General features: G+C 75.1%; 14 protein-coding genes. 8 read left to right on the forward strand and 6 right to left on the reverse strand.

Annotated features, from left to right (window positions below; translation table 11 throughout):
- Positions 1 to 62: 62 nt before the first annotated feature.
- Positions 63 to 794, reverse strand: coding sequence for a hypothetical protein (locus tag ACYVQV_RS03150; RefSeq protein ID WP_461021802.1), 732 nt, complete (start codon positions 792 to 794; stop codon positions 63 to 65).
- A gap of 191 nt (positions 795 to 985) precedes the next feature.
- Here ACYVQV_RS03150 and ACYVQV_RS03155 point away from each other — a divergent pair, with 191 nt between their 5' ends.
- The 5 genes from ACYVQV_RS03155 to fabF all read left to right on the forward strand — a co-directional run bounded on the left by ACYVQV_RS03155 (position 986) and on the right by fabF (position 6,147).
- On the forward strand, positions 986 to 2,272 hold the full coding sequence (locus ACYVQV_RS03155) for a PucR family transcriptional regulator (RefSeq protein WP_461021803.1): 1,287 nt from the start codon (positions 986 to 988) through the stop codon (positions 2,270 to 2,272).
- Positions 2,273 to 2,350: 78 nt separating this feature from the next.
- Positions 2,351 to 3,373 carry an ACP S-malonyltransferase gene (locus ACYVQV_RS03160; RefSeq protein ID WP_461021804.1) on the forward strand — a complete coding sequence of 341 codons (1,023 nt, stop codon included), beginning with the start codon at positions 2,351 to 2,353 and terminating at the stop codon, positions 3,371 to 3,373.
- Complete coding sequence (locus ACYVQV_RS03165) at positions 3,370 to 4,389, forward strand: beta-ketoacyl-ACP synthase III (protein ID WP_461021805.1); 1,020 nt, start codon at positions 3,370 to 3,372, stop codon at positions 4,387 to 4,389. Before ACYVQV_RS03160 ends, ACYVQV_RS03165 begins: the two co-directional genes overlap by 4 nt.
- A gap of 146 nt (positions 4,390 to 4,535) precedes the next feature.
- Positions 4,536 to 4,784, forward strand: coding sequence for an acyl carrier protein (locus tag ACYVQV_RS03170; RefSeq protein WP_461021806.1), 249 nt, complete (start codon positions 4,536 to 4,538; stop codon positions 4,782 to 4,784).
- Between the two features lie 121 nt (positions 4,785 to 4,905).
- Positions 4,906 to 6,147 (forward strand): beta-ketoacyl-ACP synthase II, encoded by a 1,242-nt coding sequence (gene fabF / locus ACYVQV_RS03175; protein ID WP_461021807.1) that lies wholly within the window; start codon positions 4,906 to 4,908, stop codon positions 6,145 to 6,147.
- A gap of 112 nt (positions 6,148 to 6,259) precedes the next feature.
- On the opposite strand, the gene ACYVQV_RS03180 is transcribed toward fabF, so the two are convergent.
- A complete protein-coding gene (locus ACYVQV_RS03180; RefSeq protein WP_461021808.1) occupies positions 6,260 to 6,763 on the reverse strand; it encodes a DUF3145 domain-containing protein in 504 nt (167 codons plus the stop codon).
- Positions 6,764 to 7,094: 331 nt separating this feature from the next.
- On the opposite strand from ACYVQV_RS03180, the gene ACYVQV_RS03185 reads away from it, so the two are divergent.
- Both ACYVQV_RS03185 and ACYVQV_RS03190 read left to right on the forward strand, forming a co-directional pair.
- The gene (locus tag ACYVQV_RS03185) at positions 7,095 to 7,520 is read left to right on the forward strand and encodes a hypothetical protein (RefSeq protein ID WP_461021809.1); all 426 of its coding nucleotides are present in this window, start codon (positions 7,095 to 7,097) and stop codon (positions 7,518 to 7,520) included.
- 175 nt (positions 7,521 to 7,695) lie between these two features.
- On the forward strand, positions 7,696 to 8,343 hold the full coding sequence (locus ACYVQV_RS03190; protein WP_461021810.1) for a hypothetical protein: 648 nt from the start codon (positions 7,696 to 7,698) through the stop codon (positions 8,341 to 8,343).
- 205 nt (positions 8,344 to 8,548) lie between these two features.
- On the opposite strand, the gene ACYVQV_RS03195 is transcribed toward ACYVQV_RS03190, so the two are convergent.
- Positions 8,549 to 9,331: an ABC transporter permease gene (locus ACYVQV_RS03195; RefSeq protein WP_461021811.1), complete on the reverse strand. Its 783-nt coding sequence runs from the start codon at positions 9,329 to 9,331 to the stop codon at positions 8,549 to 8,551.
- Positions 9,328 to 10,284 carry an ATP-binding cassette domain-containing protein gene (locus tag ACYVQV_RS03200; protein ID WP_461021812.1) on the reverse strand — a complete coding sequence of 319 codons (957 nt, stop codon included), beginning with the start codon at positions 10,282 to 10,284 and terminating at the stop codon, positions 9,328 to 9,330. The genes ACYVQV_RS03195 and ACYVQV_RS03200 overlap by 4 nt, the downstream gene beginning before the upstream one ends.
- A 149-nt stretch (positions 10,285 to 10,433) precedes the next feature.
- Between ACYVQV_RS03200 and ACYVQV_RS03205 the strand changes: the two genes are divergently transcribed.
- A complete protein-coding gene (locus tag ACYVQV_RS03205) occupies positions 10,434 to 13,307 on the forward strand; it encodes a putative bifunctional diguanylate cyclase/phosphodiesterase (RefSeq protein WP_461021813.1) in 2,874 nt (957 codons plus the stop codon).
- Here ACYVQV_RS03205 and ACYVQV_RS03210 read toward each other — a convergent pair.
- Complete coding sequence (locus ACYVQV_RS03210; protein WP_461021814.1) at positions 13,242 to 13,673, reverse strand: hypothetical protein; 432 nt, start codon at positions 13,671 to 13,673, stop codon at positions 13,242 to 13,244. The genes ACYVQV_RS03205 and ACYVQV_RS03210 overlap by 66 nt on opposite strands.
- Positions 13,670 to 15,274, reverse strand: a complete 1,605-nt coding sequence (locus tag ACYVQV_RS03215; RefSeq protein ID WP_461021815.1) for an LLM class flavin-dependent oxidoreductase — start codon at positions 15,272 to 15,274, stop codon at positions 13,670 to 13,672. Before ACYVQV_RS03215 ends, ACYVQV_RS03210 begins: the two co-directional genes overlap by 4 nt.
- Positions 15,275 to 15,346 lie beyond the last annotated feature (72 nt).

Raw genomic sequence — 15,346 nt, forward strand, 5'->3', positions numbered from 1 at the left:
CCCCTCGACATCCCCTCGACCTGACCCTGGAGGACGGGTCGACGGTGGTCAGGCGCCGGTGGTCAGGACCGGCGCCTCGGGTCCGCGGAGTGGATCTGCGCCTCGAGCTCGGCCCGCAGGGGGCCGACGCGACCCTGGTCGGGGTGCTGGGACAGCGCCTCGAGGTGACGGCGCGCCTCGGCGATCCGCCCCGCCTCGACGGCGGACTGGACCAGGTGGCGGCCCGCCTCGACGTCGTGCTCGCGCGGACGCCAGTGCCCGACCCCGAGCCCCAGCGCCTCGTCCGGCAGGCCCACCTCGCGCAGCATCGCGAGCCCCTCGGCCAGGGCGCGGCCGCTGTGGTCGCGCTCGGCGGCGGTCCCCAGCCGCCGCAGCGCGCCCTCGCGGTCGTCGTGGATCGACAGCCTGGCGAGCTCGATCAACGGGTGCCACGCCCGGTGGTTGCCCGCCAGCTCCTCCGACAGCGCCCAGACCGCGTAGGTCGCGGCGCGCTCGGGGTCCTGCGGCGGCGTCGGCGGGTCCTGCGACAGGGTCTGGCCCGGGGCCGTCTCGGTGACGTGCCCCTCGACGGCCCGGCGACGGACGATCTCCACCAGCTCGTCGAAGGCCGCCTCGTCGTTGGGGTCGTCGTGCAGCCGCATGCGCAGCGCGTTCTCGCGCGCCAGGTCCGCCGGGGGGCGGCTCGTGCTGCGCCGGCGCGCACCGGCCCGCCCGCTCACCGAGCGCAGCGCGGGCTTGAGTCGTTGCGGTGTGACGCGGGAGACCCGCTGTCGCACCCGGTCGAGGATTCCCATGCCGTCCTTCCCGCGTGCCGTCCGGCCGGGCCTTCGGGGCGACGCGTCGCCCTCGGCCTGCACCGACAATAGCCAACGGCCCCCGGTCACGCCCGTGCGCGAGCCCGCGCGCCCGGGGTTGTCGCTGTCCGACAAAGCCGCCACCCGGTCGGGTGAACGCCCCGTCCGGCGCCTCCACCTAGACTCGCGCCGTGGCGCAGCGGGTGAGCGAGGCGTCCCTGCGCAGGCTGCGGCAGGGCGGCAGCCGGTTGTCCACGGTCGCGCTGCGCCGCCTCGACGAGCTGCTGCCGTGGTACCGGGCGATGCCGCCGGAGGACCGCTCCTGGGTGGGTCTGGTCGCCCAGGCCGGGATCTCCGCGTTCACTGCCTGGTACGCCGACCCGACGACGCCGCCGCAGGTCACCGCCGACGTCTTCGGTACCGCGCCGCGCGAGCTGACCCGCTCGGTCACGTTGAGCCAGACCCTGCAGCTGACCCGCACGATCGTGCAGGTCGTCGAGGAGAACGTCGACCTGCTGGCGCTGCCCGGCGAGGAGCAGGTGCTGCGCGACGGGGTGCTGCGCTACTCCCGGGAGGTCGCGTTCGCCGCCGCCGAGGTGTACGCGCACGCCGCGGAGGCGCGCGGCGCGTGGGACGCACGCCTGGAGGCCCTCGTCGTCGACGCCCTGCTGCGCGGGGACACCGACGAGGCCCTGCGGTCGCGGGTCGCCGCGCTCGGCTGGCAGGGCCACGACGCCGTCGCCGTCGTCGTCGGGACGACCCTGCCCGGGGAGGCCGACGACGCCGTCGCCGAGGTCCGGCGTGCTGCGCAGAGCGCCGCCGACGACGCCCTCGTCGGGCTGCAGGGCGACCGCCTGGTCGTCGTCCTGGGCTCCTCCGGTGACCCTCGGGACGCCGTCCCGGCCCTGCTCACGCGCTTCGGACCGGGCCCCGTGGTGGTCGGGCCCGTCGTGCCGGGGCTGTCGGCGGCCGGGCGCTCGGCCCGCACCGCCCTGGCGGGGTTGGTGGCCGCGCGCGGCTGGCCGCAGGCGCCCCGCCCCGTGCACGCCGACGACCTGCTGCCCGAGCGCGTCCTGTCCGGCGACGTCACCGCACGGCGGGCGCTGCTGGACCGCGTCCACCGCCCGCTGGTGGCCGCCGGCGGCGCGCTGGCCGACACCGTCGCCACGTACCTGGAGCACGGACGCTCCCTGGAGGCCACGGCACGGACCCTCTTCGTGCACCCCAACACCGTGCGCTACCGGCTCCGCCGCGCCGCGGACGTGACGGGTTGGAACGCCATGAACGCCCGCGAGGCGTACGTGCTGCAGGTGGGGATGACCATCGGGCTGCTCGCCGACGGGCCGCCAGCGGCGCACCGCCGTCCCCCGGAGGCACCGGTCACCGCTCCACCAGCCGCACCACCAGCCGGCCCACCGGTCGCGGCCGCCGGCGCCGGCGACGTCTCGTCGCCCGCGGCTCCACTTCCCCACTTGTAGGATCCCTACAAATCCCGGTCACTCACTTGGTCGGCGTCGTGACGACCACGGCGCCGGGCGGCCCGGGAGTCTGGGACCGTGCTCGCTCTCCTCTGCCCCGGTCAGGGCTCCCAGACCCCCGGCATGCTCTCGCCCTGGCTCGAGCTGCCCGGCGCCGCGGACCAGCTCTCCGCCCTCTCGGACGCCGCCGGCCTCGACCTCTCCGCGCACGGGACGGTCTCCGACGCCGACACGATCCGGGACACCGCCGTGGCGCAGCCCCTCATCGTCGCCGCAGGTCTGCTGAGCCTGCAGGCCCTGCTCGCCGCGCTCGACGACGGCGCGGACGCCGGTGCGCTCGCCGGAGGCGGCCGGGCGTTGGCCGACGCGGTCAGCCGGCGCGTGGACGTCGCCGCGGGGCACAGCGTCGGCGAGCTCACGGCGGCTGCCGCGACCGGCGTCCTGACCCCCAGCGACGCGGCCGGGCTCGTCGCCGCGCGCGGACGAGCGATGGCGCAGGCGAGCGCCGCGACGCCCACCGGCATGAGCGCCGTCCTCGGCGGCGACGCCGACGAGGTCACCGCCACCCTGGGCCGGCACGGCCTGGTCGCCGCGAACGTCAACGGCGCCGGGCAGGTGGTCGCCGCCGGCACCCTCGACCGGCTCCAGGCCCTCGCGGACGACCCGCCCGCCAGGGCCCGCGTGATCCCGCTGCAGGTCGCCGGGGCGTTCCACACCGAGCACATGGCCCCCGCCGTGGAGGCCATGGAGCAGGCCGCCGCCGGCACCACCCCCGCCGACCCGCTGGTGCGGCTGCTGTCCAACGCCGACGGGGAGGTGGTCACCGACGGCGCCGACGCGCTGCGCCGCCTCGTGCGGCAGGTGCGCAACCCGGTGCGCTGGGACCTGTGCCAGGACACCCTCGCGGACCTCGGCGTCACCGGGCTGCTTGAGCTCACCCCCGCGGGGACGCTGACCAACCTGGCCCGGCGCACCCTGCGCGGCGTGCCCGCCGTGGCGCTGAAGACCCCCGACGACCTCGAGGCCGCCGCCGCCCTCGTGACCGAGCACGGCGGCCAGCCGCCGTCCCCCACCCCCGCACCCTCCGGGAGCGACGCATGAGCACACCGAGCCCCCAGACCGCGACCCTGCTGGCGCCCCGTGGCGCCGAGCACGCCCGCCTGCTGTCCGTCGGGTCGTACCGGCCCGAGCGGGTCGTCACCAACGACGAGATCTGCGAGCACATCGACTCCTCGGACCAGTGGATCCGCGAGCGGTCGGGCATCGTCTCGCGGCGCTTCGCGGCCCCCGACGAGAGCGTCACCGACATGGCCGAGCACGCCTCGCGCGTCGCCCTGGAACGGGCCGGGATCAGCGGCGCCGACGTCGACGTCGTCCTCGTCGCGACGGTGACGCACCCGTACCAGACGCCGTCCTCGGCCGCGCTGCTGGCGCACCGCCTGGGCGCGACGCCGGCCGCCGCCCTCGACGTGTCCGCCGCGTGCGCGGGGTTCTGCTACGGCGTCGGGCTCGCCTCCGACATGGTCCGGGCGGGCAGCGCACGGCACGTCCTCGTCGTGGGGGTGGAGAAGCTGTCGGACTTCACCGACAGCCACGACCGGTCCACCGCGTTCATCTTCGGTGACGGCGCGGGGGCCGTGGTGGTCGGCCCGTCGGACGTGCCGGGGATCGGGCCGACGCAGTGGGGCTCGGACGGCAGCGCGTGGGACGTCATCTCCCAGAAGCACTCGTGGATCGACGTGCGCGACCACACCACGGAGTGGCCGGCGCTGAGGATGGCCGGGCAGAGCGTCTTCCGCTGGGCGGTCTGGCAGATGGCCCCGGTCGCCCGCAAGACCCTCGAGGCCTCCGGCGTCGCGCCGGAGGACCTCGCGGCGTTCATCCCGCACCAGGCGAACGTGCGGATCATCGACGCGATGGTCAAGCAGCTCGGCCTGCCCGAGTCGGTCCCGGTGGCACGCGACATCGTCGACACGGGCAACACCTCGGCGGCCTCCATCCCGCTCGCGATGGACCGGATGCTGAGCGAGGGTGAGGCTGCGTCGGGCGGGCTCGCGCTGCTCATCGGCTTCGGCGCCGGCCTGGCGTACGCCAGCCAGGTCGTCGTCCTGCCCTGACCACCGGCACCGCACTGACCCGGCCCCGCACAGACCCCCGCCCGCGAGGGCGGGTCGCACGACCCGCCGTGGCCGCCGCGACGGCGTCCACGGCACGGCAGCCCCGGCGACGACCGGGCACGGACGAGACGAAGGAGCACCGCACGATGGCGCAGAGCGAGCAGGAGATCCTCGACGGGATCGCCGAGCTGGTCAACGAGGAGACCGGCCTGCCCAAGGAGTCCGTCGAGATGGACAAGTCCTTCACCGACGACCTGGACATCGACTCGCTGTCGATGACCTCGATCGTGGTGCAGGCCGAGGACAAGTTCGGCGTGAAGATCCCGGACGACGACATCAAGAACCTGCGGACCGTGCGCGACGTCGTCGCCTACGTGCAGCAGGCGCAGGGCTGACCCGCACCTCGACCAACCGGCACCAGCCCGCACCAGCCCGCACCGCACCGGCCCCGTCGACCACGGGGCCGGTGCGGGCGGCTCCCGCCCCCACCACCACCCCCGACCAGGAGGCAGATCCATGACCGGTCAGCGCGCCGTCGTCGTCACCGGCCTGGGGGCGACGACCCCCCTCGGCGCGGACGTCCCCAGCACCTGGGAGGCCGCGCTCGCGGGCCGTTCGGGCGCCCGCACCCTCACCCAGGACTGGGTGGCCGGCTACGAGCTGCCGGTGACCTTCGCCGCGTCCCTGCACACGCCGGCCACGGAGGTGCTGCCCCGTCACGAGGCGAAGAAGCTCGACCCCTCGGGGCAGTACGCGATGGTCGCCGCCCGCGAGTCGTGGCAGGACGCCGGCGCGCCCGAGCTCGACCCGGAGCGCCTCGGCGTCGTGTTCGCCACCGGGATCGGCGGGGTCTGGACGCTCCTCGACGCCTACGACACGCTGCGCGAGCGCGGCGCCCGCCGGCTGTCGCCGATGACGGTCCCGATGCTCATGCCGAACGGTGCCGCCGGCGCCATCGCGATCGAGATGGGTGCCCGCGCCGGCGCCCACAGCCCCGTGTCGGCCTGCGCGTCCGGCGCGGAGGCGGTCGCCTACGCCGCCGACATGATCCGCCGGGGCCGGGCGGACGTCGTGGTGGCCGGTGGCACGGAGGCGGCGATCCACCCGCTGCCGATCGCCGGGTTCGCCGCGATGCGCGCGCTGTCGACCAGCAACGACGAGCCGGCCACGGCGTCGCGGCCCTACGACGCGGCCCGCAACGGGTTCGTGCTCGGCGAGGGCGCGGGCAGCCTGGTGCTGGAGTCCGAGGAGCACGCCAGGGCGCGCGGCGCCCGGGTGTACGCGCACGTGGTGTCGGCGGGGCTGACCTCCGACGCCCACCACATCGCCGCCCCGGACCCCGTCGGGGCGGGGGCGACCCGGGCCATGCGCGACGCCCTGCGGGACGGCGACTTCTCGGCGTCCGACGTGGTGCACGTCAACGCGCACGCGACCTCGACCCCGGCCGGTGACGTCGCGGAGGCCGCGGCCCTGCGCGCGGTCCTCGGCTCGGCGGTGGACTCGGTCGTGGTCTCGGCGACGAAGTCGATGACCGGGCACCTGCTGGGTGCGGCGGGCGCGGTGGAGAGCGTCCTGAGCATCCTGGCGCTGCACCACCGGCTGGCCCCGCCGACGATCAACGTGACCGACCTCGACCCCGACGTGGCCCTGGACGTCGCGCTGGACAAGCCGAGGGAGATCGGGGAGGGCGTGGCCCTGAACAACTCGTTCGGGTTCGGCGGCCACAACGTGGCGGTGGCGTTCCGCACCGCCTCCTGACCGACCCGTCCGCGCGGGGTCGCGGACCCCGAGGACGGACGGCTCGACGCACGGACCCCGGCGCCACCGAGCGCTGCCGGGGTCCGGGCGCGTCGCCGGGCGTGCGGGCGGTTCAGCCCACCCGGTGCAGCCAGCGCACCGGGGCTCCCTCGCCCGCGTACCGGAAGGGCTCGAGCTCGTCGTCCCACGCGCGGCCGAGGGCGAGATCGAGCTCGTGCCGCAGCACGTCGGGGTCGTCCGCCCCGGCGAGCACCGCCGCGCGGACCCGGTCCTCGGGCACCACGACGTTGCCGTGGGCGTCGGTGACCGCGTGGAAGATCCCGAGCTCGGGGGTGTGGCTCCAGCGGCCGCCGTCGACCCCCGGGCTCGGCTCCTCGGTGACCTCGTAGCGCAGGTGGGCCCACCCGCGCAGCGCCGACGTCAGCGTCGCCCCGGTGCCCGGTCCCGACTGCCACGAGAGCTCGGCCCGGTAGGTCCCGGGGGCGGCCGGCTGCGGCGTCCAGTCCAGGCCGACGCGCACGCCGAGGACTCCGCCCGCCGCCCACTCGACGTGAGGACACAGAGCACGCGGCGCGGAGTGCACGAACAGGACGCCGCGCGTGGTCGCAGCAGACATACCGACCTCCTTGGCTGGCTCGAGGTACGTCTTCCCCTACGGACCGCGAGCGCTGCACCGGGATCGGCGTGCGTGCTGCCGGACGGCGTCCGACGCGGCCATTGTGCCCCAACGACCTCCACCGCACCAGCGACACCCCCGACATCGACTCTGACGCCACGCGACCGATCGGTGACAGGCTGTGATGCGAGTCGTGTCACAATGTCGTGGGCAACCGGTGGGACCTCGCGGGTGAAGTGACGTGCCACCGCTGCCGATAGGTCGAGTGCACCGGCACCGAGCCGGGCTGAGCAGGGCCACCGACGCGAGGCCACTGAGGGGTATGGGGACCGTGGACGATTCCGAGCTGCTGGTGTCCGAGGTGTACGACGAGGGCGTCATCTCGGAGGTCATCCGACCCGCTGCCGTCGTCCCCGAGGAGTCGGCGCGGGCGATCCTCGTCGAGCTGGCGCTCCAGGACGTGCTCAACGGCGGCGTCTGGCAGTCCGAGCCCAGCGTCTGGAGCCGGTACGACCGCCCGTGGAACGGCCAGGGCCACCCGGGGGACGCCGAGCTCATCGGCAGCATCCAGGTCGCGTACGGCACCCCGACCAAGTACGAGATCACGATCTACCGCGTCACCGTGACCCGCTTCGGCACGGAGCACGGCTGGAGCGTCGAGTCCCTCTCGGACGACGCCCTGAAGTTCGGCAACCTGACGCTCGACGAGTGCCCCCGGGCCACGCTGGCGCCCCCGCCGAAGCCCTTCCGCTTCTGAGCGCCACGCACCGCGCACCCCTGACCGCTGCCCCTCCCCCGCCGGCTACTGATCGTCAGACGTTTCTGGTGGTGATCACCACCAGAAACGTCTGACGATCAGTTCGGTGCGGGGAGGTCGCGGGTGCGGCGGTGGCGGGGTGACCGGTGACCGCTCGCGGTGACACCCTGGGCGGGTGAGCACCGACGCGCCCGGACCGCACCGCCCCCGGCGCCCCACCCTGCTCGGGCCCGCGGCCCTGGACTCCGCCGCCGGCGGTGCCGACCCCGCCGAGCGCGCCCGCGCGGCGCACACCACCGCGTGGCTGCTCGTCGAGGGCGCCCGCAGCAGCGACGACCAGCAGGTCGTCGACCGGGTCGTCGACCTCGCCGACGAGCACGGACTCGAGCTGCTCGCCGACCTGTGGGCCGACTCCCCCGCGGACTCGCTGCCCGGCGTCCTGTGGAGGTTGTACGTGCTGCGGGCTTGGGTCGAGGCGGACCCCGTCGGGGCGTCCCGCGAGTTCGCCGAGGGACGGCGCCGCACGCCGGTCCTCGAGGTCGTGGCCGGCGTCGCCGACCCGCCCGGACCTGAGCAGGTGCGGCAGATGCTGGCCGACGTCCTCACCGGCGTGTCGCGCGGCGACCTGGCCGTGACGATGGAACGCGCCGCCGCCTTCGCCCGGATCGTGTCCGCCGGCCGGGCCGAGCTGACCGCGGAGGCGGCCCCTGCGCCCTCCGGTGCCTCTCCGGGGGCGTCGGTGCGGTCGGCTGCGCGGATGCTGCGCACGGCCGAGCAGCTCGAGCACGCCGCCGACCGCTACCGGCAGGGCAGGCTCACCTGAGCGGGGGAACACCCACGGCGTCCCACCGGTTACGCTCGACGTGCGTCGGGCTGCGGTAGCCCCGGGCTCCACCTGAAGCCGCTACGAGCGGCCACGCGCCGAGAGGCGCTCCCGGTCCGGCGCACAGCAGAACGGCGAGGCCGGCTGCCCGAGGGGCAGCCGGCCTCCGTCGTCCCGGTTGGTCCTGGTCCTGGTCCGAACGACCTCAGGCGTCGCGGCGCTCGAACAGCGCCCACGCGGGTGCGAGGACGAGCAGGGCGAACGCCGCGAACACGGCCCCGTTCTCGACCCGGCTCAGCGGACCCGGACCCGAGGCACCCGCGACCTGCTCCAGGGGCAGGCTCTGCGCCAGCTGCGACCCGGCACTGAACGGCAGGAACCGGGTCACGGGCTGCAGACCGTCGAGCGCGGGGATGAAGGTCAGCCCGAACAGCACGGGCTCGATGACCAGAGGGAGCACGAAGAGCAGCGGCAGCACCAGCGCAGTGACGCGCGCCAGCAAGGTCGCTCCCAGGCCCACGACGGCCCAGAGCACGAGCAGGACGACGTAGCCCACCATCGCCGCCCGCCCTCTGCCGTCGATCTCAGGGGCGCCACGTGTCACCGCGAACACGGCGTAGTTGGCGACGAGTCCGGCGATGGCGACCAGCACAGCCGCGACCACGACGACCGCGAGCTTCGCGGCTACCAGGACGCTGCGGCGGGGTAGCGCCGAGAGGGTGGGCCGGATGGTGCCGTGCCGGTACTCGTGCCCCATGGACAGCACGCCGAGGATCCCGACGAGGACGGCAGGGATGGGCAGGGGGAACAACGCGACACCGCCCGTCATGACGGCCACCTCGATCCCGGACGCGAGGTCCTCCTCGCGTGAGAACCACCCGACGAGCCCGGTCACGACCGCGGGCAGCCCGATCGCCAGCCCGACCAGCCAGTACGTCGAACGCACGGTCCGCAGCCGGACCCACTCGAAACGCAGCGCGTCGATCATCGGACGGCCCCCGTCCCGTCGTGAGGGAAGTGCCGTACGGCGGCTCCCGGCTGGTCGGGCGTGCGGTACTCGCTGGACTCGCCGGTCGCCTGCAGGAAGGCCTGCTCCAGGGACGCCGTCCGCGTGGTGAGCTCGTGCAGCGCGATGCCGTGGCCGGCGGCCACGTCGCCCACCTGCTGGGGCGTCACGTCGTCCAGCAGCGCCGCCCCGTCCCCCGTGGGCTGGTCCCGCGCCCCGAGTGGCCGCAGCAGCTCCACGAGCTCGCCCAGCCTGGGGCTGCGCACGAGCACCTGCGTCGTCGAGAAGCGGCTGACGAACGTGGGCACGTCGCCGGTGTGGATCAGCCGTCCGCGCCCGATGACGACGAGCTCGTCCGCCATCAGCGCCATCTCCGACAGCAGGTGGCTCGACACGAACACCGTGCGCCCGGACGCCGCGTACGCCTTGAGGAAGTCCCGTAGCCAGTGGATGCCCTGGGGGTCGAGCCCGTTCGCCGGCTCGTCCAGGATGAGCGTGTGCGGGTCACCGAGCAGCGCCACCGCCAGCCCGAGGCGCTGACCCATGCCCAGGGAGAACCCCTTCGGCCGGCCGTGCGTGACGGAAGCGAGACCCACGAGCTCGAGGACGTCGTCGGCCCGCTGGGCGGGGATGGCGTTGGCCGCCGCGAGCATCCGCAGGTGGTTGCGCGCGGTGCGCGTCGGGTGGAAGGCCTTGGCCTCCAGGACGGTCCCGACCTCGCGCAGCGGGTGGCGGATCTCGCGGTAGCTGCGTCCGTCGAAGAGCGTGCGACCGGATCCCCGGTCCAGGTCGAGCATGAGCCGCATCGTCGTCGACTTGCCCGCCCCGTTCGGTCCGAGGAAGCCGGTCACCCGCCCCGGCTGCACCTCGAAGCTCAGGTCGTCGACCGCCCGCTTGCTCCCGTACGTCTTGCCCAGCCGCTCGGCTGTGATCACCGTGTCCCCGATCGTCGTGTGGTCCGCGGGCGGCACCGTACTGGACGGGCGTCCTGCCCCGGGACCGACGAAGGTCGGACGCGCGGCCACCCGAACGGTGGATCACGGTGGGACGCGTCGCTGTCGATGAGGTGTCGGGAGGTGGTCTCGTGGAACCGCGAGAGACGTCGGGCGCGACGACCAGCCTGATCGTCCGGTACGTGCGCAGGGCCGGGGGCGAGGACGCCGTCCGGGCCCTGGTCGAGCGCGCCGGGGTGGAGCAGAGCGCGGCCGAGCTCGAGGACGAGGCCCGGTGGGTGTCCTACGACACCCGGATCCGGCTGCTCGAGGCCGCCGTCGACGTCCTCGACGACCCCGAGACGCCGTTCCGGATCGGCACCACGGCGCTCGAGCACGCCCTCAACCACGCCCTGGTCCTGATGGTCCGCACCCTCGGCTCCCCGCGCCAGGTGTACCGCGGGGTGGCCGCCCTGATCCCGAAGTTCTCCTCGACGTCCACGATGCGGGTGCTGGAGTCCGGCCCCGACCACGCCGTGCTGTCGTTCACGCTGCACGACGGGTACGAGCACTCACGGCTCGACTGCGCCTACGCGCAGGGCCTGCTGTCGGTGGTCCCAAAGGTCTTCGGCCTGCCGGCCGCGCGGATCGTGCACGACGAGTGCGAGTCGGACGGCCACCCCACCTGCGTGTACCACGTGACCTGGTCGCGTCGACGGCGGATGCGCTGGCTGCCCGGCAGGCGCACGAGCAGCCAGGACGCCGAGCTGCGCGCCCTGCGCGGCCAGCTCGAGGCCCTGCAGTCGGCGGCGTCCGACCTGGTCGACAGCGACGGTGTCGACCAGATCCTGCAGCGCATCACCGAGCGCGCGGCTGCCGCCGTCCTGGCGCCGGCCTACCTGCTCGCCGTCACCGACCGCACCGGGGGGCCGCCCCTGGTGCACCACGCGGGCCTCGACCCGCAGCAGGTCCCGGCACTGGCCGAGCAGCTCCTGACCACCGGGCGGCTCCCGGACGCCGTCGTGGTCGACGTCCAGTCCGCCCGCCGTAGCCACGGCCGGCTGGCCGCCGTGTACGGCAGCCGCCGGGCGCACGTCGCCGTCGAACGCTCGCTGCTGGGCTCCTACGCCCGGCACGCCGCGGCCGCCCTCGACCTCATCGAGGCGCTGGAGGACAGCAGGTCCGACGAGCGGCGCGCCCGGGCCGTGCTCTCCCTCGCCCACCAGCTGGCCTCGGCGGGCGACGCGCAGACGGTGGCGCACGTGGTCTGCTCGGCCCTGCCCGACGTGGTCGGCAGCGACAGCAACAGCTTCATGCTGTGGGACCCCGCTCAGGGGGTGATGCAGCCGATCGCGTCGGAGGGCCACTCGGACGAGCGCCGGGAGTTCCTGCTCGGCTACCAGGTGCCGGTGCACTCCACCCCCGAGCTCGCCGCGCTGCTGGGACGGCGCGACCCCATGGTGCTCGCCCTCGGCTCGGTCAGCGAGCCGCTGCACCGGCTGATGGCCGCGCTGGGGCTGCAGAACGTCGTGGTCGTGCCGCTCGTCGCCGGCGACGCCCTGCTCGGGGTGACGACGACCTCCTACCGCAACGGCCTGCCCGCCAACGTCGACGACGTGCTGGCGCGCCTGCAGGGCGTCGGGGACCAGGCCGCCACGGCGTTGCGCAACGCCCAGCTGCTGCAGACGGTGCGTCACCAGTCGCTGCACGACTCGCTGACCGGGCTGCCGAACCGGCGCCTGTTCACGCAGCGGATGGACGACGCGCTGCGTGCCACCGGGGAACGGGACGCCGTCGCCCTGCTCTTCTGCGACCTCGACCGGTTCAAGCAGGTGAACGACTCCCACGGCCACCACGCCGGCGACGAGCTGCTGCGCCAGATCGCCGCCCGGCTGCTGGGGACGCTGCGCCCCTCGGACACCGTCGCCCGGATCAGCGGCGACGAGTTCGCCGTGCTGCTGCCGTCGGTACCCGACGCGGACGTCGCCACCGAGCTCGCGCACCGTGTCGTCGCCTGCTTCGAGCCCCCGTTCCGGCTCGAGGGCCGCGACGTGCGCGTCACCACCAGCGTGGGGATCGCCGTCCACCACGGCCCGGACGGCCGCGGGGACCTCCTGCTGCGCGCCGCGGACGCCGCCATGTACGACGCGAAGCAGCGCGGCCGCAACCAGATCGCCGTCTCGGGCCAGCGCACCGCCACCGAGCTCGGTGGCGGCTCCCTCGAGGCCGAGCTGGAGCACGCCATCGCGGCCGGCGAGCTGGTGCTGTTCTTCCAGCCCGTGGTCCAGGTGGCCCGGGCCAGCGGCCTGCCCGTCGTCGGCGCCGAGGCCCTCGTCCGCTGGCAGCACCCGCGCCTGGGTCTGCTCGGCCCGGCGGCGTTCCTCCCGCTGGCCGAGGAGTCCGGCCTCGTGGTGGACCTGGACCTGTGGGCCCTGGGCGCAGCCTGCTCGGCGCTGTCCGGGTGGGGGCCACGCGGCGGCCCCATGCACGTCGCCGTCAACCTGGCGGCCCCGACGCTGCTGGACCCCCGCCTGCCGGAGGCGGTGCGCTCCGCGCTCGCCGTCCACGGCGTGGACCCGCAGCGGCTGCACCTGGAGGTGGTGGAGTCCCGGTCGCTGTCCAACCTGCCCGGCGTGGTCGAGCGGCTCGTGGAGCTGCGGCAGATCGGCGTCCGGGTGTCCCTGGACGACTTCGGGACCGGTTACTCCACGCTCGCGTGGCTGCAGCAGCTGCCCGTCGACCAGATCAAGATCGACCGGTCGTTCATCGCCGCCCTGCCCGACCACGCCCCCTCGATGGCCGTCGTGCGCGGCGTCGTCGAGCTGGCCCGCGGTCTCGGCGTGGAGGTGGTCGCCGAGGGCGTGGAGGACGAGCGGCAGCTCGCGGCGCTGCGCGACGCCGGGTGCGACCTGGCGCAGGGATACCTGCTCGGCAGGCCGGGGCCGCAGTCCCCGGTGGTCTCACCGCAGCCGGTCGAGCTCGTCGCGCAGGCCACCGGGTCCCAGGACCCTCACCCCGGCGGGTAGCCGTCGCCGCAGGCCCCGGTCGGCTGTCACCACGACGACCGGTCCGGCGGCGCCCGCGACGTGCTCGACGAGCGCGTCGTCCCCGCTGCCCGCGGTCCTGACCGCGACGACGCCGTCCGGCACCGGCACCCCACGGGCACGTCCCTCGAGGACGGCGACGACGCGGTCCACCCTCAGCGGGTCCTGCCGGGCGTCCGGCCCGCCCAGGACGCGTCCCGGCAGCCGCGCGAGGGCCGCGACGAGGCGCTCGCTCGCCCTGGCCCGGTCGCGCCACCAGCCGTCGGGCCGTGCACCGAGCACGTTCGCGACGTCGACCACGAGGGTGACGCCGGACCCGGCCGGCGCGCCGCGGTCGTGACCGGTCACCGGAACCCGTGCCGGGCGAGCGGCTCGACGAGCTCGCGCTCCTCGTACGCCAGGTGCGACAGCAGCGTGTCCGTCAGCAGGTCGACGGCCGCGCGCAGCTGCGCCCCGCCGTCGGTGGAGGCGACGAACGCCACCAGCGCCCGGTCGACCCCTTCCAGCACGTCGTGGATCGCATGGTGCTCCTGCTCCAGCCGGTCGATCACCGGCTCCAGCGCCGGCTCCGCGCCGCGCAGGTGGGGGAACATCCCGACGTCCTCGATCGTGTGGTGGGTGGTCACCACCCGGCAGTAGGACTCGCAGTACGTGCCGAGCGTCCACTTGTTCTGCCGCATCGTCATGACGTTGACGTGCGAGCGCGCCGCGCCGGCGTCGAGCGTGCCGGCCAGCACCTGCTCCATCAGGTCGCGCACCTGGGCGAGCTCGCCGCGCAGCATGTCGTGGACGTCGACGAGGTGCTGGCCGCTGGCCTGCTGCTGGGCGGTGTAGGTGGCGTCGGGGTCCGGCGCCGGGGCGGTGGGACGGCTGCCCTCGTCCCAGACGCGGACCTCGGTCAGGCGCGTGCCGTCGTCCGGGGTGGGGACGACGCCCAGCCCGGCTGGGACGGACGGTGCCGTCGGAGTCCCCGGGGCGGAGGCTCCGGTGGACGTCGGGTCCGGCGCCCCCGTCGTGCCGGCCCCGCCCGTGCCGGCGGTGCCCTCGGTGCCGGCGGTGCCGCCGCGGCGGCCCCCCTCGACGGCCTCCCGGACGGCGGGCGCCACCTCGGCGGCGAACCGCCGGATCGTGTCGGGGTCGTCCGAACCGAGGACGAACGTGCTCGTCCCCAGACCGAGGGCGAGCTCGGTGAGCTGCTCCGCCCACTCACCGGCGTGACCCGCGAGGAACTCGCGGCTGGTGCGGCCGAAGGTGCCCGAGACGTTGTAGAGGCGCCGGACCTCGGCCGGGTCGCGGCCGGCGGCGGCCGCGGCCTCGTCGACGGTGCGGGTCATCACCGCGAGGGCGTCGGGGTCGGCGTAGCCGCTGCTGGGCAGCCAGCCGTCGGCCCGGCGCGCGGTCAGCCGCAGCATCCGCGGCTTGTACGCCCCGAGCCAGATCTCGACGGGGTGCGCGGGCGCCGGGCCGGTCCGGGCGCCGTGGACGCGGTGGTGGCGACCGTCGCTCGTGGCGCTGCGCCGCTCGGTGTCCCACAGCCCCCGGACGACGTCGAGGGCCTCCTCGAGCGCGGTGACCGCCTCCCCCGGCGCGAGCCGGCCACCGCCCAGCGAGGCGACGCCCTCCCAGAAGGCGCCCGACCCCAGGCCGAGCTCGACCCTGCCGCCGGTGAGCAGGTCGAGGCTGGCGACGGACTTGGCCAGGACGGCCGGCGGGCGCAGCGGCAGGTTCGCGACGTTCGGGGCGACCGCCACGCGCTCGGTCCGGGCGGCGACGACGGCCAGCAGCGTCCACGCGTCCAGGAACCGCGGCTGGTACGGGTGGTCCTGGACGGTCACGAGGTCGAGTCCCACCTGCTCAGTCAGCTGGGCCAGGGCGACGACCTGCCCGGGTCGCTCGGCGGTGGGGGTCAGGAACGTGCCGAACCTGAGCTCCTGGCCGTAGTCCGTCACCGGTCGCCTCCGGGGTCGTCGTGCGCTGCCGGGGGCAAGTCTCCCCCGACCCGCCGTCGGCGGCTTCCCCAC

It is taken from the genome of Thalassiella azotivora, assembly GCF_054781695.1.

Coding starts and splice junctions, on each gene's coding strand:
- ACYVQV_RS03150 (WP_461021802.1), bottom strand. CDS start 794: ATGGGAATCCTCGACCGGGTGCGACAGCGGGTCTCCCGCGTCACACCG.
- ACYVQV_RS03165 (WP_461021805.1), top strand. CDS start 3,370: ATGAGCACACCGAGCCCCCAGACCGCGACCCTGCTGGCGCCCCGTGGC.
- ACYVQV_RS03170 (WP_461021806.1), top strand. CDS start 4,536: ATGGCGCAGAGCGAGCAGGAGATCCTCGACGGGATCGCCGAGCTGGTC.
- fabF (WP_461021807.1), top strand. CDS start 4,906: ATGACCGGTCAGCGCGCCGTCGTCGTCACCGGCCTGGGGGCGACGACC.
- ACYVQV_RS03180 (WP_461021808.1), bottom strand. CDS start 6,763: ATGTCTGCTGCGACCACGCGCGGCGTCCTGTTCGTGCACTCCGCGCCG.
- ACYVQV_RS03195 (WP_461021811.1), bottom strand. CDS start 9,331: ATGATCGACGCGCTGCGTTTCGAGTGGGTCCGGCTGCGGACCGTGCGT.